This is a genomic window from Campylobacter sp. CFSAN093227 (assembly GCF_012897855.1).
Lineage (GTDB): Bacteria > Campylobacterota > Campylobacteria > Campylobacterales > Campylobacteraceae > Campylobacter_D > Campylobacter_D jejuni.
Genome location: NZ_CP040610.1, coordinates 1,416,390 through 1,437,050, shown reverse-complemented (window position 1 = coordinate 1,437,050; position 20,661 = coordinate 1,416,390). Strand labels below are relative to the sequence as shown.

General features: G+C 30.1%; 21 protein-coding genes and 1 pseudogene. 3 read left to right on the top strand and 19 right to left on the bottom strand.

Features of this window, described 5'->3' with window-relative positions; translation table 11 throughout:
• Positions 1-2: 2 nt before the first annotated feature.
• The 16 genes and pseudogenes from FBF06_RS07520 to pseI form a co-directional block, all read right to left on the bottom strand.
• Positions 3-1,862: a motility associated factor glycosyltransferase family protein gene (locus FBF06_RS07520; protein ID WP_168977608.1), complete on the bottom strand. Its 1,860-nt coding sequence runs from the start codon at positions 1,860-1,862 to the stop codon at positions 3-5.
• Positions 1,859-3,799: a motility associated factor glycosyltransferase family protein gene (locus tag FBF06_RS07515; protein WP_168977647.1), complete on the bottom strand. Its 1,941-nt coding sequence runs from the start codon at positions 3,797-3,799 to the stop codon at positions 1,859-1,861. Before FBF06_RS07515 ends, FBF06_RS07520 begins: the two co-directional genes overlap by 4 nt.
• Complete coding sequence (gene ptmA / locus FBF06_RS07510) at positions 3,799-4,569, bottom strand: flagellin modification protein PtmA (protein WP_002805730.1); 771 nt, start codon at positions 4,567-4,569, stop codon at positions 3,799-3,801. The genes FBF06_RS07515 and ptmA overlap by 1 nt, the downstream gene beginning before the upstream one ends.
• On the bottom strand, positions 4,569-5,276 hold the full coding sequence (legF, locus tag FBF06_RS07505; protein WP_002929073.1) for a CMP-N,N'-diacetyllegionaminic acid synthase: 708 nt from the start codon (positions 5,274-5,276) through the stop codon (positions 4,569-4,571). Before legF ends, ptmA begins: the two co-directional genes overlap by 1 nt.
• Complete coding sequence (gene ptmF, locus FBF06_RS07500) at positions 5,269-6,174, bottom strand: L-glutamine-D-fructose-6-phosphate isomerase subunit (RefSeq protein WP_057041352.1); 906 nt, start codon at positions 6,172-6,174, stop codon at positions 5,269-5,271. Before ptmF ends, legF begins: the two co-directional genes overlap by 8 nt.
• Positions 6,171-7,196: a nucleotidyltransferase family protein gene (locus FBF06_RS07495; protein ID WP_057041353.1), complete on the bottom strand. Its 1,026-nt coding sequence runs from the start codon at positions 7,194-7,196 to the stop codon at positions 6,171-6,173. Before FBF06_RS07495 ends, ptmF begins: the two co-directional genes overlap by 4 nt.
• 8 nt (positions 7,197-7,204) lie before the next feature.
• Positions 7,205-8,359 carry a GDP-N,N'-diacetylbacillosamine 2-epimerase (hydrolyzing) gene (legG, locus tag FBF06_RS07490; RefSeq protein ID WP_002811473.1) on the bottom strand — a complete coding sequence of 385 codons (1,155 nt, stop codon included), beginning with the start codon at positions 8,357-8,359 and terminating at the stop codon, positions 7,205-7,207.
• Complete coding sequence (gene legI / locus FBF06_RS07485; RefSeq protein WP_002890597.1) at positions 8,352-9,356, bottom strand: N,N'-diacetyllegionaminate synthase; 1,005 nt, start codon at positions 9,354-9,356, stop codon at positions 8,352-8,354. Before legI ends, legG begins: the two co-directional genes overlap by 8 nt.
• A gap of 39 nt (positions 9,357-9,395) precedes the next feature.
• Positions 9,396-10,080, bottom strand: a pseudogene (locus FBF06_RS09885) (methyltransferase domain-containing protein).
• Positions 10,081-10,097: 17 nt separating this feature from the next.
• Entirely contained in the window at positions 10,098-11,219 is a 1,122-nt protein-coding gene (locus tag FBF06_RS07470; RefSeq protein ID WP_002891140.1) for an N-acetyl sugar amidotransferase, read from the bottom strand.
• A 116-nt stretch (positions 11,220-11,335) separates the two neighbouring features.
• Positions 11,336-11,722, bottom strand: coding sequence for a hypothetical protein (locus tag FBF06_RS09620; RefSeq protein WP_002782233.1), 387 nt, complete (start codon positions 11,720-11,722; stop codon positions 11,336-11,338).
• On the bottom strand, positions 11,710-12,030 hold the full coding sequence (locus FBF06_RS09615; RefSeq protein WP_002858316.1) for a 3-hydroxyacyl-CoA dehydrogenase NAD-binding domain-containing protein: 321 nt from the start codon (positions 12,028-12,030) through the stop codon (positions 11,710-11,712). Before FBF06_RS09615 ends, FBF06_RS09620 begins: the two co-directional genes overlap by 13 nt.
• A gap of 72 nt (positions 12,031-12,102) precedes the next feature.
• Complete coding sequence (locus tag FBF06_RS07460) at positions 12,103-12,645, bottom strand: transferase (protein ID WP_002815677.1); 543 nt, start codon at positions 12,643-12,645, stop codon at positions 12,103-12,105.
• 110 nt (positions 12,646-12,755) lie between these two features.
• Entirely contained in the window at positions 12,756-13,910 is a 1,155-nt protein-coding gene (legC, locus tag FBF06_RS07455) for an aminotransferase LegC (protein WP_002868249.1), read from the bottom strand.
• Positions 13,903-14,874: a 4,6-dehydratase LegB gene (gene legB / locus FBF06_RS07450; RefSeq protein ID WP_002832449.1), complete on the bottom strand. Its 972-nt coding sequence runs from the start codon at positions 14,872-14,874 to the stop codon at positions 13,903-13,905. Before legB ends, legC begins: the two co-directional genes overlap by 8 nt.
• Positions 14,871-15,902 (bottom strand): pseudaminic acid synthase, encoded by a 1,032-nt coding sequence (gene pseI / locus FBF06_RS07445; RefSeq protein WP_002875131.1) that lies wholly within the window; start codon positions 15,900-15,902, stop codon positions 14,871-14,873. The genes legB and pseI overlap by 4 nt, the downstream gene beginning before the upstream one ends.
• Positions 15,903-16,159: 257 nt before the next feature.
• Between pseI and pseA the strand changes: the two genes are divergently transcribed.
• From pseA to wbuZ, 3 genes are read left to right on the top strand one after another with little or no spacing between them, the layout of a single operon-like run.
• Positions 16,160-17,296, top strand: a complete 1,137-nt coding sequence (gene pseA, locus FBF06_RS07440) for a pseudaminic acid biosynthesis protein PseA (RefSeq protein WP_002924885.1) — start codon at positions 16,160-16,162, stop codon at positions 17,294-17,296.
• Positions 17,293-17,898 carry an imidazole glycerol phosphate synthase subunit HisH gene (gene hisH, locus FBF06_RS07435; protein ID WP_168977607.1) on the top strand — a complete coding sequence of 202 codons (606 nt, stop codon included), beginning with the start codon at positions 17,293-17,295 and terminating at the stop codon, positions 17,896-17,898. Before pseA ends, hisH begins: the two co-directional genes overlap by 4 nt.
• Positions 17,899-18,645 (top strand): glycosyl amidation-associated protein WbuZ, encoded by a 747-nt coding sequence (gene wbuZ / locus FBF06_RS07430; RefSeq protein WP_002786691.1) that lies wholly within the window; start codon positions 17,899-17,901, stop codon positions 18,643-18,645.
• Here the strand turns inward: wbuZ and pseH are convergent.
• The 3 genes from pseH to pseF are packed head-to-tail and all read right to left on the bottom strand — an operon-like array spanning position 18,610 to position 20,586.
• On the bottom strand, positions 18,610-19,083 hold the full coding sequence (gene pseH / locus FBF06_RS07425) for a UDP-4-amino-4,6-dideoxy-N-acetyl-beta-L-altrosamine N-acetyltransferase (RefSeq protein WP_002781802.1): 474 nt from the start codon (positions 19,081-19,083) through the stop codon (positions 18,610-18,612). The two genes, wbuZ and pseH, sit on opposite strands and share 36 nt — an antisense overlap.
• A complete protein-coding gene (pseG, locus tag FBF06_RS07420; protein WP_002790573.1) occupies positions 19,080-19,904 on the bottom strand; it encodes a UDP-2,4-diacetamido-2,4,6-trideoxy-beta-L-altropyranose hydrolase in 825 nt (274 codons plus the stop codon). Before pseG ends, pseH begins: the two co-directional genes overlap by 4 nt.
• The gene (pseF, locus tag FBF06_RS07415; RefSeq protein WP_002777693.1) at positions 19,888-20,586 is read right to left on the bottom strand and encodes a pseudaminic acid cytidylyltransferase; all 699 of its coding nucleotides are present in this window, start codon (positions 20,584-20,586) and stop codon (positions 19,888-19,890) included. The genes pseG and pseF overlap by 17 nt, the downstream gene beginning before the upstream one ends.
• Positions 20,587-20,661 lie beyond the last annotated feature (75 nt).

The window sequence follows — 20,661 nt, the reverse complement described above, 5'->3', positions numbered from 1 at the left end:
AATTATTTTTTGATTATATCGTCAAAATTCCAATTTTCTAAACTTTTTTCTATGGTTTTGTTTTGAGTATCAAGATATCCTAAACCTTGGATAAACCAATTGTGTTGTATTTTCAAAAAGTCTATTAAATTTTCTTTTTGCTTATTTGTGTTTAAAACTTCAAATTTTAAAATTTCGCATTCGTTATGAAAATAAATAGCTTGACAAAGTTCATTAAAAAGCTTGAGTTTTTTAAATTCTTTAAAAAGATTTAAAAGATCATTTTTGATTTTTTCAAGAGTTTGAAAATTCTTGTCATTTTTTTCTAAAGTGTATCTAAGCTTTTGAAGCTGAGTTTGAGTTTTTTTTATAAATTCTTTAGATTCTAAAATGCTTTTTTGGAGATATTTTTTTATTTTTTCTAATTTTTCTTTGGCTAGTTTTTTATCTAGAAATTTTGGAAAATCAAAAGGTTTATTTAAATCTTTATGAAGTAAATTCTCACAAGCCCATAGAAAAGGTTTTTCTATGGTTCCTTCTATCCTTGCTCCACCTTCGGTGCAGTTGTAGGTGGTGATATTGAGTTTTTCTTTTGCCCAAAATATATCTTTTTCAAAAGCTTGACGAAATAAATTCCAAGTAAGTTGTGTTCTTACTTTGCCTTTTCCCCCATAAGCTAGTGTATATTTTTTTCCTCTGATTTCTTCACCTTGACTTCCATGTATATGCTCTTTAGGATGTGAACTTCCATCCTCGCCATAAGCTAAATCCTGTCCTATAAAAATGATATTTTCAAATCTTAAAGCTCCTGCTAGTTCATAGATCATATTTGAAACACTGTGTCCTACTCCAAGATATCCATATTCATCAAGTTTTAAACTAGCCGCAAAATTTAAAGGGCGATGTACAAGCATATAAGTTCTTTGATCTTTTTCTAAAAAATCTAATACTTCTTTGTGAACCACAGAAGCAAGTATGAAAAGTATGCCTTTGTTAAAATCGCCAAAATCATTATCAAAACATTTAGAAACTATATCATCACGTTCTAGCATGCAAACATAATCAGGCTTTATACCGTATTTTCCAAGGATAACATAAGCACTATCTGCACAAAAAATCGTAGCTTTATTAGCATACTTTTTTAATAAAGGAAGTTGTTTTATAAGACTTGGTCCTGTAGAAACAATGATAGCATTTTCAACCTTAGCTCTTCTTTCTTTGAGAAATTCTTGAAAAATTCCATGATTTAACATTTTAGGGAGATTATCTAGGGTATGTTTGATTCCAACTAAAGAATCATGTGGATCATTACCTTTGTTTAAAACGATAAATCGTATTATTTCTATCAGTTGAGTATTTATATTTTGTATTTGAGTGCTATAAAATTGTTGATAAAAATCATTATGAATAAAAAGATTAAAAATTTTTACACTTTTTTGAATGATTTCATAAGTAAAAAGTGTGGTGAGTTGTGCTGTATTAATATTTGGAGTATAAAAAAGTATTAGTTGTTCTTTTTTTAATTCTTCGCTAAAATCAAATAAATGAAAAGCTAAAGTTAAAATTTCAAGATTGTCTTCAAAAATGATAATGTGTTTATGTTGTTTGTTTTTACATAAAGTTTTATAAAACATTCCATTTCCAAAGCCATAAAAAAACAAAACAGGATATTTGTTATATTCGGTTTTAAACAGAGTAAGGTTTTCTAAAAGCTCTTTATTGGGATTTTCATAAAGAAAAATATCATCTTTTTTAAAATTTATTCCATTTTCATCTTGGATAAGTGCAAAAGTTAAGTATTTAAGTGATCTTAGTGTACAAGCTAAAAACTCATCGACCTCAAACAAAGCTTGAGTATTTTTTAAAAAAAGCTCTTCTCTCACCTTCTCACCCTTTCCATCCATTTATCTAATTTTCTTTCTTTAAGTTTTTCTTCTAAAGGAAGTATATTTTTAATCAAAGCATTTTCTTGTGCTTTAATATGTCCATAAACTAATTCCATAAATTCTAAATGTTCTTTTATCCAAAGAATACTTTTATTAAAAGCATCTTCTTTGGTTTTAGGATTTAAGACATAAATTCTAGCAAGATTAAGTTCAAATTGAGTTAGTAGGGGACCTAAAATTTGTATCAAATCTTTTTGAGTATTATAAAGCTCATCGATTTGAGTTTTGGTTTTATCTATATCTTGAATAATTTCTTGAATAAAAATTTCATTTTTTTGAGAATTTTGTAAACTCATAAAAGAATTTTTTATTTTATCATAGCTTTTAATAAATTTATTACTAAAATCTCTACAATGTTTAATACTTTTACAAACTTTATAATAAGCCTTAAGTAAAAACTCATTTTGTTTATTTAAACTTAAAGGTTCTAATTTTTCAAAAGGTTTATTTAAATCTTTATGAAGTAAATTCTCACAAGCCCATAGAAAAGGTTTTTCTATGGTTCCTTCTATCCTTGCTCCACCTTCGGTGCAGTTGTAAATTTTAGTATCTAAATACTTTTGTATTTTTTGCACATCTTGCTCTAAATTTCGTTTAAACATAAGCCAGACATGGTGAGTTTTGATTTTTTCTTTTCCGCCATAAGCAAGAGTGTAAAGATGCGGATACCTTCTGCTTTCATAGCTAGCTGAATTTTGATAATCATCAGGATGAGAATTGCCATTTTCAGCATAAGCTAAATCCTGTCCTATAAAAATGATGTTTTTATGATTTAAATGTAAGGAAAGATAACAAGCCATATGTGCAACACTAAATCCCATGTTAAAATATCCAAAATAATCTAATTTTAAATATTGTATAAAACTTGCATAGGTTGAAACTATAGTAAAATTATCGGTTTTTTTGGTTAGGTAATTTATGGCATTAGGATGTACTATGGATTTGATAATAAAACAAATTCCATTATCAAATTCCCCAAAATCATGATTAAAAAATTCTGCTGTAATAGCTTTTCTTTCTAGCATACAAACATAATCAGGTTTTATACCATGCTTAGCTAAAATAGGATAAGAAGAATCCGCACAAAAAATCGTAGCTTTGCTAGCATACTTTTTTAATAAAGGAAGTTGTTTAGTAAGAGATGGTCCTGTAGAAACAATGATAGCTGTATCACTTAAATTTTTTCTTTTGGAAAGTAATTCTTTATAACTAGGATGAGTGATCATTGAAGGAAGATTATAGACAAATTGTTCTATGCCTTGAAGAGCATCAAGAGGATCATTACCATTTCTTAAAATGATATTTTTAAAATTTTCTGCTAATTTTTTATTCAATCCTAAAATATCTTCATGAAATCTTTCATAATAATGACTCATCAGTTCTAAAAAATAAATTCTAGAAAATTGAAAGAAAGGTTTGCTAGAGCAAAAATTAGAAAAAAATTCTATATCCAAAGAACTTGTTTGCAAAATCATCAATCTTGAATTTTGTAATTCATTTGAAAAATCTAAAACATGAAACATGACCCAAATGATTTCTATATCTTTTTCAAAAACAATAATATGTTGATGATTTTTATTTTGCAATAAAGCTTTAAATAAAATTCCATTTCCAAAACCATAAAAATACAATACAGGATAAAGTAGATATTTATCATTATAAGTGTTTAGCATAGAGTTTAATTCATCAATAACATTTTCATAAAGAAAAGTATTATCACTTGTATCTTTTAAATTGATATCTAGATTATCTTTACCTAAAACAAGTTCAAATTTACTTGATTTAATTTCTTTTAAACTTTCTTTTAAAAGAATATTGCTTAAAGCCTCAATGTTTTTGTTAAAGAGTTCTTTTTGGGTAGGGGTGAAGGTCATCATAAGCCCCATCCATCATCTACTACTAAGGTTTGCCCTGTGATAAATCTACTCTCATCACTAAGCAAAAATACCAAGGTTCCGCACACATCATCAGCATCTAACATACCCTTGCTTGCACAACATTTTCTATAAGCTTTTAAAAAAAGTTCATTTTGATTATCCAAAATTCCTCCACTTGCTAGGGTATTAACGCGTATGTTTTGATTAAAAAGCTCTTTAGCTAGCCAAGAGCTCATGTGATTAATCCCTGCTTTTATCACACTGTATTCTAAAGAGCTTTGCATGGAAGTGCCTTCATAGTTTTCAAATTTTGGCGCATAAACTCCCATGATGGAGCTAAGATTGATGATATTACCATAGCCTTGTTGTTTAAAAAATTTCACAAATTCTTGAGCGGCTAGCATAAAGCCTGCTAAATGTAAATTTAAACTTTCGCAAATTTGTTCGTATTTGAGTTCATAATAAGGCGTTTTACCCCAATCTTTGCCAAAAGGATAGCTTGAGTTAACAAAAGCATCGATTTTGCCGTATCTTTCTTGACTTTTTTGAAGGGCGGTTTGTAAGCTTTCTTGTTTAGTGATATCAAGTTCTAAGCTTAAAAGTTTTGTTTTAAAATTTGTTTCTAAATTTTCTTGCAATTTATTTAAGCGTTCTTTGTTGATATCTGCGAGTATAGGGATACCTTTGCTAAGAAGTATTTTTTGACAAAGCGCTTTACCTATACGCCCACAAGCTCCTGCTACAAAGATGATTTTATTTTCAAGCATTAAAAATCCTTTGGCGATAAATTTTTTAAAGAGATTAAAAACTCTACGATTTTAAAATCAAGTTCACTATCTACATCAAAAGCTGTGCTTTCATCCATTACAAAAAGCCCTGTGTTTTTGCCAAAAACACTATCATTTTCTAAAAGATAATCCCTTTTAAAGATATAAATACTAGCGTTCATATCATAGCATTTTGGGGCACTTTGGCGAGTGGTAAAATTTCCTTCTTTGGATTTTACTACCTTGTTATTTTGTATTTCTACGAGGTTAAAATAAGGATTGCGTCTAGCAGGAACTGCGGTGATGAGATTGGAATTATCATTTTCAACAAAACTTTCATAAGCTTTTTTTATATCAAGGCTTGAGCGAAGCGGGGCTGAAGCATCTAAGTCTATGAGAGTTTCAAAACACGTTTTAAAATGCTCTTCACTTCTTAGCAAGGCATCACGCATGACAGGAAGTTTTGCAGCCCGATCATTGGCAAGATGAGCTTCTCTTTTGAAAAAAACTTCAGCACCATATTTTTGGGCTACACTTGCGATTTCATCACTATCAGTACTTATGACTATGTGTTTAAAAAGCTTTGAATTTTGAGCTTGTATGATGCTATAAGCTATCATTTCAAGTTCGTTAATCTTTTTAATATTTTTGTTTTTAACGCCTTTGCTTCTACCTCTAGCACAAATGGTACATAAAATTTCAGCCATTTTTTTTCCTTACTTCATCACAAAGTTCAAGTACTTTTAAAGCTTGCTTAAGATCGCAAAGTTCTTTGTCTTTTTCAAAGACTGCTTGATGTAAATTTTGAAGGGTTTTTATCGTATCATTTTCAAAATTTAAGATTTTTTGACTTTGATTTTTGTGATAAATTTCGATTTTATTGTTTATTAAATCGGCTTTAAAGCTTTTTTCTAAAGTATGGATGGTCATTTCTCTTTTGTTGAATTTAGAAAAATAGTCTAATTCTATATGAATTTTAGCTTTTTGTGAATTTTTTAAAACCAAAAAGGCAAAATCATCGCTTGTTATGTCAAGCTCTGAAATTTTAGCATTTTGGGAGTATATAAGCTCTAAGTTTCCAAAAAGAAAAAAGGCTAGATCGATTTCATGAGAGAGATCGAGTAAAACCCCACCACCTAGCTCTTTTTTAGCGCTGTAATTTTGCCTGTAGTCTAAAGCCCTCCAATGGGGCAAATAAGAATTACAAACCAAACTAGCAAAATAAATTTTTTCACCTTTTAAAAGTTTTTTTAAAGCTACAATCACAGGATGAAAACGCAGTAAATATGCTACATAAATGTGATTTTTTGAGCTTGTGAAATTTTGGCTTTTTTCAAATAAAGGTTTTTCTACGAGTATGATTTTATCTTTTACAAGCTCATTTAAAGCTTTTAAGGTGTTAAAATGCTCTGTGGTGATATTTGCGATGATAAAAAGATCAAATTCATTTAAATGACATTCTTTTAAGGAACGATAGATTTGAGTTTTTTCAAACTCTTCTTTTTTAGCACTTAAAGAAAGCAAACTTACTTCATACTTTAAATTTTTTAAGGCTAAAAAATGCTTTTTTCCTATGCTTCCAAAGCCTATGATTAAGACTTTCATTTAAAATCCTCATTGGCTTTTAAAAACTCATCTGGCCTTCCAATGTCGATCCAATAATCATTGATGGTATAGGTATTTACCTTACCTTTTTGTAGAGCGAGTTTGATGAGTTCTGGCATATCTAGGTATTCATTTTTAGCAATTAAATTTAAAATTTCATTTTCAAGTACATAAATCCCCGCACTTACTAGGAATTTTTGGGTAGGTTTTTCTTCTATATTTTCTATAAAACCTTGTTTTTGAGTGATCACTCCATAAGGAATTTGTTGCTCAAACTCACGCACGCAAACGCTCATTAAAGCTTTTGATTTTTTATGCGCTTTTAAAAGATCATTAAAATTAAGCTCGGTTAAAATGTCTGCATTCATAACGATAAAACTTTCTTTAAATTCTTGTTTTATAAGGCTTAAAGCCCCTGCTGTACCTAGTTTTTTACGCTCTTTAATATAAGAAATTTTAACCCCAAATTTTTGCCCTTTTTGAAAATAATCTTCTATGATTTGTTTTTTATAATTCACACAAAAGATAAAATTTTCAAAATTTTGATTTTTAAGTCTTTGGATTATGCTTTCTAAAATGGGTTTTTTGCCTACTTTTAACATAGGTTTTGGAGTATCTTTAGTCAGCTCTTTTAAGCGAGATCCTAAGCCTCCAGCCATGATGACAATGGAGTTTGGATTGGTTTTTAAAAGCGATGAGACAGATTTTATGGAAAGAATTTGCCCTTTTTCATCTAAAACAGGAAAATCATAAATATCGGTTTTAGCAGAAATTTTTAAAAGCTGTTCTTTGCTTGTGTTTTCTTTTATGGTGATGGGATTTTTAGTGTAAATATCCTTGATACTATCTTTTAAAGTTTTGCCACTAATTAAAGCTTTTCTGATGTTTGAATCACTAATGACTCCTAAAAATTTATCCTTTTTATCAACTATAATGCCTAGTCTAACGCGTTCTTGCCCGACTATTTTTAAAGCTTCTTCTATGCTTGAATCAGGGGTGAGTTTGAGTTTGTTTATATCCACGCTAAGCCTTATAAATCGATGAAATTTTTATGTAAAATTGTATCTAAATTTGCATTTTTTAGGCAAGTTTTTATGAATTTATTGGGATTTTTATCATTATCATAAGGGTTTTTAAAATTTTTTAAATTTTGTTTAAATTCTTTGCTTTCTAATTTTTCAAAAGCTTGATCAAGATCGTTGATTTCGCAATCAATGATATTTTGAGTTCTTAAACGCCCTTTTTGTCTATCGCCTATATTAATGCAAGGAGTTTTAAAAAAAGGACTTTCACTAATACCGCTTGAAGAATTGCCTATCATGGCTTTGGCTATTTTCATAAGACTTAGGTATTTTTGTGAGCCAAGATTATCAAAAAGTTTAGCCTTGTGTGAGTTTTTTTGGCAGTAATTTTGCAAAATTTCATTGATTAAAAGTCCATTTTCATCGGCATTTGCTTTGGTAAAAATCAAACTTGCGTTTTTAAGGGTGTCAAGTTTTTTAAGTAAGGTTTTAATCTCTTTTTGAGTATTTTTTACATTTAAGGTTAAAGGATGATAAGTGATTAAGTAAAGTTCTTTATCTAGTTTCATTTCTAAGGCTTTTTCTAAATCTTTTTTGTTTAAAAAATTCATATTTTTTATGATAGTAGAAGCTAAAGAACCTATATTAAAAACCCTTTTTTCTTCTTCTCCAAGTTGCAAAAGCCTTTTTTTATAAATTTCATGACTTACAAAATGTAAATGTGACATTTTTGAAATGCTGTGTCTTATACTATCATCAATAGCCCCTAAAGTAAGCTCCCCGCCACATAAATGCACTAAAGGTATGTGCATCAAAAGACATACACTTGCTACGCTAAGCATTTCATAACGATCGCCTAAAATTACCACCATATCAGGTTTTAAGTCTTCAAAAGCATCGCTAAAAGCACTAAAAGCTAAACTCATGCTTTTGCAAAGGCTTATTTTATCATCATTTGCAAGTAGGATAGGAATTTTCTTAGTGATTTTAAATTCTTTTTCTATTTCTTTATAAGTGAGTCCAAACTCAGGGCTTAAATGTGCTCCTGTAGCGATGATTTGAAGGCTTAGATCTTTATCGTTTTGAATTTCATGACATAAATTTCTTAAAAGATACCATTCAGCCCTTGTTGCACTGACTATACAAATTTTTCTTTTACTCACGGATAAGCTCATCTTCTTTGTAGTTTTTAGTAGCAATTTTACCTAAAAACTCTTCATATCTCATAGCACTTATACCATTTGCGGGGCGTTTGGTAGTAAGATTTTCTTCGCTAAAAATTTCTCCTTTTTGGATGTCTTTTTTAGCCACTAAACTTTTTCTTACTATGTTGATATTTTTTTGTTCGCTTTTGCTTGCTTTTTTTATGCCATCACCCATAGCCTTTTGTATTTGTCTAATTTGAGTGCAAAGCGTTTTTAGTTCATGAGGTTCTAGACTTGCTTTATGATCAGGTCCTGACATATTTTTATCTAGGGTAAAATGCTTTTCTATCACACAAGCTCCTAAGGCAACCGCAGCTAGGGAAATGTGTATACCTTGAGTGTGATCAGAATAACCCACATCAAGTTTAAAAGCATCTTTTAAGCTTTGCATGGCTTTAAGATTGACTTCATCAAAAGGGGCAGGGTATTCTGTAGTGCAGTGTAAAAGAGTGATATTTTGGCGTTTAGCGCCATTTTTGCAAAGCACATTTAAAGCTTCTTCTATCTCGCCTAAATTTGCCATGCCTGTTGAAAGTATGATTTTTTTATTAAGCTTTGCAATTTTTTTAAGATAGGGTAGATTGGTGATTTCTCCGCTTGGAATTTTAAAGATTTTTAAGCCTAACTCATTTAAAAGATCTACACTTTCAAGATCAAAAGGAGTAGAAAGAAAGGCAATATTGCATTTTTTTGCGTGTAAGATAAGCTCTTTATGAGCTTTAATATCGAGTTCGAGTTTTTGTACCATTTGAAGCTGACTCTCATCACTAGCTGTGGTTTTAAGCTGATAGGGTGCTTTTTTAGCCTTTGTGCTGATACAGTTTTTGGCTTTAAAACTTTGAAATTTAACAAAATCAGCGCCTGAATCTGCTGCGATTTCTATTAACTTTTTAGCTAAATTTAAATCACCATTGTGATTGACTCCTGCTTCTGCGATGATAAGAGTTTTTTTCATAGTTTTGCCTTTATTTTGCCTTAAAATAAAGGCAAAATTTTATTTTTTAATACCTACATAAATGTAATGGTGTGCTGATCCTTCAAAATTATAAAAATTAATAGGATCATAATCTCCTAAAAATAAAGTTTCAAAAGGTTGAAAAAGATTTTCTAGATCTTGGGCTTTATCAATAAAATGTATAAAGCTTGTTTCATTTAATCTTCCATTAATTTCAACTTTACTCAAGCCATTTTTTTCTTCTTTTTGACTGTGGGAAAAATAATAATTTTTCTTGCTCATCATTGTAGCAAAAAGTATTCCACCCGTGTTTAAAAGTTCGTAAAATTCTAAAATATTTTGTTTGAGTTCTTTTAAGGGTATATAGTAAAGACTTTGATTTGCAAAGATGATATCCATATTTTCATCAAAAAGTCCTTTGATACTAGAATTTGGTTCTATAATTTTACAATATCCCCCCCCCCTTTTTTTTTTTAATATTTTGCTCCCAAATTTCTTTTAAACTTGGAACTATATCTATTCCGAAGGTTTTAAACCCTTTGCTTTGAAAATACGCTGAATGTACACCATTGCCACAACCAAAATCAAGTAAATTTCCATTTATTTTATTTAGTTTGTATTTTAAAATTCTTTCATAAAAACGTACTACATGACCATCTGGAAAAAGTAATCCGTATCCATTTTCATTATATTTCATTGTATAAGTTTCTAATGAGTTTTGCATTTCTTTCCTTTATATTTTTATTGTAATTTATTTTTTAATTTAAATTCTCCAAAATCATTTTTATAAAATAAATCCATATTGTAATGTTTTTCTACTATTTTCCAAAATGTAGTTTTACTAATACCTATGAAATTGCAAAAATCTTCAACGCATCTATTGTCAAGCTTACGATCTCTTTTTTGCACAAGTTCAATAGCTTCTTTTCTGCTTAAAAGTCCATAACGCACGAAACGAGCTGCGTAATCACTCGCACAAGCATGACCAAATTTAGGGTATTTCATCCAAGCGTGTAGGATATAGCCTATACTATCAACTTGATCAAAATTTTCTGCACACATTGTTCTATCCCATTCGCCTTCTAGATCAGTAAAACCACGACTTTTAGCAAAAATATAATTGCTATAAGAATTCCATTTTACAAAATAACTTAGATAAATAGGATTAAGTTTGTTGATATCATTTGCATTGGGATTAAAAAAGAGTTGTAGATTTTCTTCTTTGATTTCATTATCTATAAATTCATTTATATCTAAATCACTAGCTGTACCATTTAAAAATATTTCTTTGGCGCTAGGAGTTTCTTTGTCATCACTACCTCCATATTCATAACTAACATTTTCTCCATAAACCAATAAAGGTGTATTAAATTTTAAAGCCATAGCAAAAGGATAGCTGTAAATCAGTCTATCAATAAACCAAGTGGGTTTTCCATATTTTTCAAAGGTTTTTAGCATAACTTTTTTTTGAGTTTTGATATCAGGCTTTAAGCTAATAATATGACAACCAAAAGTTTCACTTAAGTTTCTAAGATTTTTCTTACCTGCTTCAGTCATGGTGAAATTATCTTCAACGCTAAAAAGAATAGGATTCATTCCAAGTTTTTCTTTCATGATATGCACTTGAAAATGCGAATCTTTACCTCCACTTACGGCAATAGCGCAATCATATTCAAATTTTCCATTCATTCTGCGGTATTTATCGCATAAGGCTTCAAGCTCTTTAAATCTTGCTTTATAATCAATATTTTCTTTATTTTTATGATTGATGCAAGCTGAACAGATATTTTTACCTTCTTTATCTTTTGTAAAATTAATACCAGGTCTAGTATTTGGCATCACGCAGTGATCACAATAAATCATTCCCCACCCCTTCAATTTAATAAAAATATTAGATTATATAAAATATTAAATTAATATTTGCTTATTTTATAAAATATCACTTATGTTTGTTTTATTTTTCTACCTAAAATTCCTTTTTATAAGGCCTTTTTAAAGATTTTTGGATGGTAAAAATTTTCATCATCTTCTTTTAAATTCTTACAAATTTTATTACAAAGTTCTATGCCTATAGTGTCGATAATATTTAACAAATTTCTTTTTTCATAAAGCAAATCATAAACTGTTTGACATTCTTTGAAATTATAATCGTATTTTTCTATAATTTTAAAAAATGATGAAATTTCATTGAACAAAAGTAAATTTGCTAAAGCTCCTCGATTGCCTTTACTGCAAATGATATGAAATCCTAATTTTTTAAGATCTTTCAATGGGGTAAATCGTTCTAAATTAGAACCACAAAGTTCTATTAATTTGATATAAATAGTATTGAAAAAATGTATAAAATCGCAGTTTAAATCATCCATACTCTCGAAAAAACTATATTATTATCTCTAAGAATTTGCATGATTTCTTTTTTTAAATTTAAATCTTCATTTAAGCTTTCTATAGTCAAGCTATTTTTAAGATCTTCTATATGTTGGTAAATGTTTATTTTTCCGGCGTTAAAATTAGAAAAATCTATTTTTCTTTGTAGAAGTTTTATTTGTTTTTCAAATTCGTATATATTGAGCTTGCTTTTATTATAAACACCTATTTCATAGCCTAATAAATAAAATAAAGCACTTATTTGCTTACCCATTAAACCAAAGTCTATGATATTAATTTCTTTCATTGTTTTTTCCTTGTTTTAATTATATTTTTATGAAAAATAAGTTGATTGGATGTGTAGTTTTTGCTAATAATACTACCTGCTTACTATGCAGTTATCTTCTAAGTTTACGCAAGGCAACAGGCTAACTCTAGTAGCTAAAAAACAATTTTTTCCTATGCTTGAATTTCCATTAAGTGTAGCATAAGGGCTTAAAATACTTCCTTCTCCTACTTTACAATCATGAGCTATGCTTGAATAAATATTACAAAGCACAAAATCTCCTATATTTGAATTAGCATTAATGGTTACAAAAGGACACACTATAACCCCTTGTCCTATTTTAGCTTCTTTTGAAACAAAAGATTGAGGATGTATAAAAGTGATAAAATTACATGATTTTTTTGAAAGTTTTACAAGGATTTTTTTTCTTAAATTGATTTGTCCTACACCTAAAGCAAAAGATGCTTTTTGAATCAACTTTTTATCGAAATTATCTTCATTGCCTAGATATTTTAAGTCAAAAAAATTATTTTCTTGTATATCAATATAGCCTATAATTTCGTAATTTGCATCTTTTAAATAAGAATAAAGCTCTCTAGTAAAGCCACCCGCTCCTATGATGATGACATTTTTCACGCACTTCTCCTAAAAGAAGAAGTAAAAAAATCAAATCCCCCCCCCCCCGCTATTCTCATATTTTTTCTTATTAAATTTTTTTAATGCTTTGAATTAAATTTTGCAACGCATCATTCCTTTTTATTTGCTATTCTAACGCTACTAGGTAAATTAATCAAGCGTTTTTCTAATTTTTTAGTGTTTATAAGCTCATTGCTTTGACAGTTTTGAAAAGCTTTTAAACTCGGTAAGCTTTTCCATACAGGACGGACGAAAATATTATTTTTCAAGCATTCTTCTAAAAAGATATTTCTTAAATTTTCATCTTTAAAAAGCAAGGTATTGAGCCAAAAATTGCTTTTTTCATTGCTTTTTTCATCGATAAATTTACATTTATCGTGATTTTTAAAAAAATCCTTGTAAATTTTAGCAAGTTCTCTTTTGTTTTCTAAAAAAAGTTCTAAATTTTCAAGTCCTGCAAGCAAGATTGCTGCGTTTATATTGCAAAGACGGTAATTATAAGCTATCCTATCATGATCGTATTCGTAAGGATGGGGGATTTTAGCTGTGGTGCTAAGGTGTCTTGCAAGTTTGGCTAAATTTTCATCATCGCTTAATATCGCCCCACCGCATCCACCTGTGATGATTTTATTACCATTAAAGCTTAAAATTCCACACTTTCCAAAAGTGCCTAAGGCCTTGTTTTCATAGGTGCTTCCTAAGGCTTCTGCAGCATCTTCAATTAAAAGGATGTGGTATTTTTCACAAAGCTCTTTGATGGCTTTTATATGAGCGCTTAAACCAAAGGTGTGCATAATAACACAAGCTTTGATGGGTTTGTGTGTGGTTTTGTTATAGCTAAGATTATCTTTTTGATAAGTTTGATTTTCTAAAAAATGCTCTAAAGCCTTAGGACTTAAACTTAGAGTGTTTTCATCTATATCTAAAAAAACGGGTTTTGCACCTGTATAAGCGATAGCATTGGCCGTAGCGACAAAGCTTATGCTTTGAGTGATGACTTCGCAGTTTTCATCGATACCATTAGCTAATAAAGCGATATGAAGGGCTGCTGTACCTGTATTTGTAGCGATGACAAAGCGTGCTTTGGTTTTTTCTTTTAAAGCTTCTTCAAAACGCGTTACAAATTCTCCTACGCTTGAAACAAAACCGCTATCGATACATTCTAAGAGATATTTTTTCTCATTGCCTATAAAGCAAGGCTCATGTAGGGCGATATTTTCTTTATTAAAAAGACTTTTTATAAAAGAAATTTCTTTTTTAAACATTATAAAGCTCACTTTTATAATTTTCTAAATTTTCTTTAAAATACTCTATGCTTTGTCTTAAACCTTCTTCTAGACTTATTTTGCTTTGCCAATTTGTAGCTTTTTTAAGCTTGTTTGCATCGCAACAAAGTCTAAAAACTTCGCTATTTTTAGGACGCAATCTTTGCTCATCTTGGATGATTTTTACCTTAGAATCTAAAATTTTTTGTATGAGATTAAGTACTTCTTGCATGGAGTATTCCACTCCTGAGCCTATATTATAAACTTCTCCAAAATGTTTTAAATTTAAAAGAGAGATAAAACCCTCGCAAGTATCTAGCACAAAATTTAAATCCCTTTTAGGGCTTAAATCTCCTAGTTTGATTTCCTTTGCTCCGCTTAAAATTTGTGTGATGATGGTAGGTATGATAGCCCTTGCGCTTTGTCTTGGTCCATAGGTGTTAAAAGGGCGTGCAATATTGACATTTAAATTAAAAGAATTATAATAACTCAGCGCCATCATATCTGCAGCGATTTTGCTTGCAGAATAAGGGCTTTGAGGTTGTAAAGGGTGTTTTTCATCGATGGGCACATAAAAGGCCGTGCCATAAACTTCGCTTGTTGAGGTGTGGATAAAATGCGAAATTTCGTTTTTTTTAGCTGCTTCGAGCATATTTAAAGTGCCATTGACATTGGTATCCACATAGCTTTGTGGGGCTGTGTAGGAGTAGGGGATGGCGATTAAGGCGCCAAGATGAAAGATCGCATCTATATTTTTGGTGATTTTTTCGCAAAAAAAACTGTCTCTTAAATCCCCACTTACAACTTCCATGTCTTTTAAAAAAGGACTTTTTTCTAAATGTCCCCAAAAATTAAAAGAATTATACTGGCTTAAAGCTCTGACTTTAAAACCTTTTTTGATCAAACTTTCACAAAGATGAGAGCCTATAAAACCATCAGCACCTGTAACTAAAATATTTTTCATGTAAAATCTCCTTGTTTTAAAGCATCGCCAAATTCTATATCTTTAGTGGCTTTTTTTCCCAAAAGTTCTTGATAAAATTTAGGATGTAGTCCAAAAGAAGGACGTACTGATTTTACATTTTCTTCACTGAACATTTCACCTTTTTTGATATCCTTGCTTGCATATAAGCTTCTTGCAAAAACACGGTTTTTAAGAGCTTTTTCATCTAAGTCTAACTTACCATCACCTAAAGCACTTTCAGCCTGTCTTACTGCATCTACCATAGCTTTAAATTCATCAAAATCAAGACTAAATTTACTGTCTTCGCTTTCTATGTTTTTGTCTAACATAAAATGCTTTTCTATCACTCTAGCTCCAAGTGCTACTGCCATAACAGGGGCTAAAAAACCAAAGCTATGATCACTTAGTCCCACTTCAACATTAAATTTTTCTTTTAAACTTACTATGCCTTTTAAATTCATATCTTCTATGGCAGTAGGATAAGCCGAAGTGCATTTTAAAAAGATTAAATCAGGATTTTTTTCTTCTTTAAAAATTTCACAGATTTTAAAAAGTTCTTCTTCTGTAGCAATGCCCGTTGAAACGATAGTAGGTTTTTTTTCTTTGGCGATTAAACGCACGAAATTTTCATCATTGGCTTCAAAAGAAGCGATTTTATAGGCTATAGGATCAAAGCGTTTAAGAAATTCTACATCTTCTTTAGCAAAGGGACTTGAAAAACAAAGTATGCCTTCATTTTGTGCGGTTTCAAAGATTTGAGAATGCCATTCATAAGGGGTTTTTGCACTTTCATAAAGCTCATAAAGTTTTCTTTTGTCCCAAAGTCCTCCTTTGATGATAAAATCTTCTTTATCGCTATTTAGTGTGAGGCTATCTGGAGTGTAAGTTTGGATTTTTATCGCATCAGCACCTGCTTTTTTGGCTGCTTTTATGCTTTTAAGTGCCATTTCAAGACTTCCTGCGTGATTTGCACTAAGTTCTGCTATGATAAAAACCTTTTTATCGGTGTTAAAATTTCCTATTTGCATACTTTTCTTTCTTTGGTAAATTTCCTGACTAAAATGATATATAATTATATTATATATTTCTTCAATTTATATATTTATATTATATAAATATTACAACTTTGTTATGATTTTGCTTGGTTTCATTCAAAAAATGCCATATGGATTTAAATTATAGAATTCATTCATTTTTTAATTTTTATATAATATAAATATATAAAATCATAAAATAAAATTTAATTATAACGATATATATATTTAAGACTAATTAAAGGAAATTTATGAAATTTTGTAAAAAATGTGTGATGCCAGATACTAAGCCTGATTTACATTTTGATGAAGAAGGTGTTTGTGATGCTTGTCGTTCTCAAGAAGCTAAAAATCAAAATATTAATTGGCAAGAAAGAGAAAAAGAATTTTTTGAGCTTATAAAAAAATACAAAAAACATCCTGTTTATGATTGTGTTATCGGAGTAAGCGGCGGAAAAGATTCTACTTTTCAAGTGGTTAAAATGCTCGAACTTGGACTTAATCCTTTGTGTGTGTGTTTTGAGCCTAGCGTACCTACGAAAATAGGGCGCAAAAATTTAGACAATTTAAATCATCTTGGCGTGGATTTGATCCATATCAAGCGTGATCCAAAAGTTTATCAAAAACTTGCCCGTGAAGCTTTTGTAAGAACAGGGGATAATGAGTGGCAAAACCATTTGGGAATTTTTACTTCTGTTCCACGCATAGCGGTAAATTTTGGAGTGCCTTTGATCATCTGGGGAGAAAGTCCGCAGATAGAGTATGGCGGTCCTGCGAGTAGTAAAAATAAAAATATTTTAGGCAGAGAGTGGCTTGAAGAATTTGGCGGGCTTTTAGGAAATCGCGCTTCTGATATGCTTGGGGTAAATGGTATCACTGAAAAAGATTTGTTTTTATATACTTATCCAAGCGATGAAGAACTTCAAAGAGTAGGGGTTACGGGGCTATTTTTAGGGTATTATTTTAAATGGGATTATAAAAAAATTCTTGAAATTTCTAAAAAATATGGTTTTTTAATTCTAGATCATCCTGTTGAGACTACTTATGAAAATTTTGAAAATTTAGATTGTTATTCTAATCATGTGCATGATTATTTAAAATACTGCAAATACGGCTTTGGTAGAGCAACAGATAATGCTTGTTTGGATATTCGTTTAGGTTATATCAGTCGTGAAGAAGGGGTGCGTTTGGCACAAAAATACGATGGCAAGCCCCCTAAAAAGGCTATTAAAAAATACCTTGAATTCAGTGGTTTTAGCGAGGAAGAATTTCAAAAAATTGTAGATTCTTTTACTAATAAAAAAATCTTTAAACGTGATGAAAATGGCAAATTTTTAAGAGATTATGATGGTTCTTTGGTAAGAAAAGACGAGTGTGTTTTAAAATGATAGCGCTCATTGATTACAAGGCGGGAAATTTAAACTCCGTTACTAAGGCTTTTGAAAAAATAGGAGCTACAAATTTCATAGCTAAAAATCCAAAAGATTTGCAAAAAGCAGATAAATTGCTTTTACCTGGAGTGGGATCTTTTAAAGAAGCGATGAAAAATTTAAAAGAACTTGGTTTTATAGAAGCTTTAAAAGAGCAAGTTTTAGTACAAAAAAAACCTATTTTAGGCATTTGTTTAGGAATGCAGCTTTTTTTAGAAAGGGGCTATGAAGGTGGAGTTTGCGAAGGACTTGGTTTTATAGAAGGTGAAGTAGTCAAATTTGAAGAGGATTTAAATTTAAAAATCCCACATATGGGTTGGAATGAGCTTGAAATTTTAAAACAAGTTCCTTTGTATCAAGGCATAGATAATAAGAGTGATTTTTATTTTGTGCATTCTTTTTATGTGAAATGCAAAGATGAGTTTGTAAGTGCTAAAGCACAATACGGACATAAATTTGTTGCATCTTTACAAAAAGATCATATTTTTGCTACACAATTTCACCCCGAAAAAAGTCAAAATTTAGGTTTAAAACTTTTAGAAAATTTTGCAAGGCTTTAAATGTTAAAAACTAGAATTATCCCTTGTGTTTTGTTAAAAAACGGACAACTTGTTAAAAGTATAGAATTTAAAGATTTTCGCACTATAGGGCATTTAACTTCAACAATGAGAATTTATAATGCACGCAATGTTGATGAGCTTATTATCTTAGATATAGATGCTTCAAAAAGTGGAGAAATAGATTTTGAAAGTATAGAAGATCTTGCTAAAGAATGTTTTATGCCTTTAACTATAGGTGGCGGGATAAAAACCCTTGAAGATATACAAAAGATTTTAAATTTAGGTGCGGATAAAATTTCTATCAATTCTAAGGCCTTAGAAGATATGGATTTTATAAGTAAAGCGGCTAATCGTTTTGGTTCTCAATGTATAGTTTGTTCTATAGATGTTAAAAGAAAAGGAGGGCAATTTTGTGTTTATGACAGGGGAAATTTACTTGAAAAAAGTCCTTTAGAACTTGCTTTAGAATATGAAAAAAAAGGAGCTGGAGAGCTTCTTTTAACTTCTGTGGATTTTGAAGGAAGGGCAAAGGGTTATGATTTAGAACTTTTAAAGATCTTTCAAAATAAACTTAAAATTCCTCTTATTATCAATGGAGGACTTAGCAATCCAAGTGATGGAGTTGAGGCTTTAAATTTAGGCGCTGATGCTTTAGCGGGTGCTTATATTTTTCATTTTTCTAAGTATACCCCTAAAGATGTAAAAGAAGAATTAGCTAGGCAAGGCTTTGCAGTCAGATTGCTTTAGGCAAATATGGTAAAAATCTTTATCTTCATCATAAATAGTAAAATGATTTTGTTGATATAATTTTAAAGCTTTGCGATTGTCTTTGAAAACATAAGCTTTAAGAGTATTTACTTTTAAGTTTTCAAAAGCGTATTTTATAATTTCATTCATTAAAATTTGTCCTACGCCTTTTAAATTAGGTTTTGCGTAAAGTCCAAATTCGCAAGATTTAGTTGTGATATTGACAAAATCAATTACGCCGATAATCTGTTCATCTTGAAAAACTAAAAAATATTTTTTGCTAGAATCTTGATGTAATTTTTTTAAAAATCTTAAATGTTCTTCAAAATCAATATATTTTGTTTTCATAAATTGATTGATATCGGGGTGATTGCGCCATTTAAAAATCAGCTCTATTTCTTGAGAATTAAGTTCTGTGAAATTTTTAAGTTTTATCAATACTTATACTCCACTTCATACCCTTTTTTAGCAAGCCAAGTTGCTGTAGATTCTTGATTTTTAACATAACAAATAGCTTTGAAATTTGCCTTTAAAAGCAAGGCTTCATTGACTAAAGAACTTGCACTAATGATGAGTTTATTGCTTTCATTCATCAATTTTGCAATATTTTCATGATCGATAAATAATCTAATATTGTTATGTAATTTTGCAAATTTTTGCAATTTTTTAAGATTAGGATTAGAAGAGCTGGTTGCAATGCTGATGATTTTTGTTTTAGGTAATTCGCTAGCAATTTGTAAAGAAAGGTTTTTTATATCAGTTCCACCCATGCAAATGAAAAAATCATATTTTTTTTCTCTATTTTCTTTGGCCTCTTGATAAAATTCTTCCCTGATTAAAGCATAAGAAAAACCACATCTTACTTCGCATTTAAAAGGCACTAAACCTTCATAATCACTTGCTTTTGCATAGGCATTGACATTGAGTAAAATATCACAATGATGAGGCTTTATTTCATCATCAAAGCTTAGAATTTTCACCCCTGTTTCAAGCTTGATCAGTTTTTCATCATCTACGCTGATGCCATAGTGATCAATGATAAGAAGTTCAAATTTTTCTTCTTTGATGAGATTGATAAGTTCGTAAATGCTTTCACTATCAAGCTCATAAACAGGATAAGGAATTTCATCGATCAAAGAGCCTTCTAAAGGCAAACAAGCAAAACTTACATCGCTATATTGTTTAGCTAAGACTAGATCACGTTTAATGTGTCCAAAGCCTATTTGACTGGAGCTATCGCTTCTAAAAAGCACTTTCATGATTTACCTTATAAAGTATTTTTGCAAATTCCAAATCTTGTATGGTGTCTATATCGCAAACTAAATTTCTTGGCAATACAAACACGCTAGAATGAGGTTTAAATATAAAATCTTCCTCAAGCCAAGCTTTGCTTGTACCAAAATAAAAAGCTCCTGCATCATGATAAGCTTTTGTTAGATCTTGTGAACGACTTTTATAATGTTTTTCATCAAACATATAAACTTGATTGTTTTCATTTAGATAAAATGCCCTTTGTATAGGATACTCAAACTCAGTAGCAGCAAATAAAAACTTGCTTTGATTTTGTATAAATTTTTCATAGGCTTGTTTTAAAATGTCTTTATTTAACAAAGGAGCAGTAGCATAAAGGCAGCAGACATGATCATAAATTTGATTTTGGCTTTGTAAAATTTCTATGGCATTTTGCACTACAGCAGTGCTTGAAGCATAATCATCGCTTAAATTTTTATCACGCACAAAAGGAGCTTTTGCACCGTATTTTAAGGCTACTTCTATGATTTCTTCATCATCGCTTGAAAGCACCACTTCATCAAAAATACCTGAATTTAAAGCATTTTCTATGCTATAAGAGATTAAAGGTTTACCTAGAAAATCAATGATATTTTTTCTAGGAATTCTTTTTGATCCACCACGAGCAGGGATTATGCAAAGATTTTTCATAGTTAAGCCTTGTTTTTGTGTTTTATTTTACTAAAATTTAAGTATAATTGTCTTTAAAATACAATAAAAGGCTTA